Consider the following 325-nt stretch of genomic DNA (forward strand, 5'->3'; position numbering starts at 1 on the left):
AGGCGCTCCCCGTCCGCATGGCCCCCGCGAATCCGAACCCCGCCGCGGTGGCGGCGAAGCCGCCCGCGCCGACCAGGAAGGTGTTCGTGTGGCCGAACCGGTCACCGATCGTGCCGGCGGTGATCAGGCAGCCCGCGCGGGCGAGCAGGTAGCCGCGGGTGACCCACTGGATCTCGGTGGGGGCGCTGACGCGACCGGGCCCGACTGGTTGTGTGTTGTTTGGCCCCACGGGAGCACGTTTGGGGCGGGTGGGTTGCTTTACCCCGTGTTGGGCTAGAGGTCGCGCGGGGTCCACCGATTGCGCTGGGGTGGGGGGGGCCCCCCC

General features: G+C 73.2%; 1 pseudogene. It reads right to left on the reverse strand.

The features are described 5' to 3' along the window. A pseudogene (locus PUR61_RS01125) lies at window positions 1–229 on the reverse strand (hypothetical protein); the annotation flags it as partial. Window positions 230–325 lie beyond the last annotated feature (96 nt).

This window comes from Streptomyces sp. BE20, assembly GCF_036322525.1.
GTDB lineage: Bacteria > Actinomycetota > Actinomycetes > Streptomycetales > Streptomycetaceae > Kitasatospora.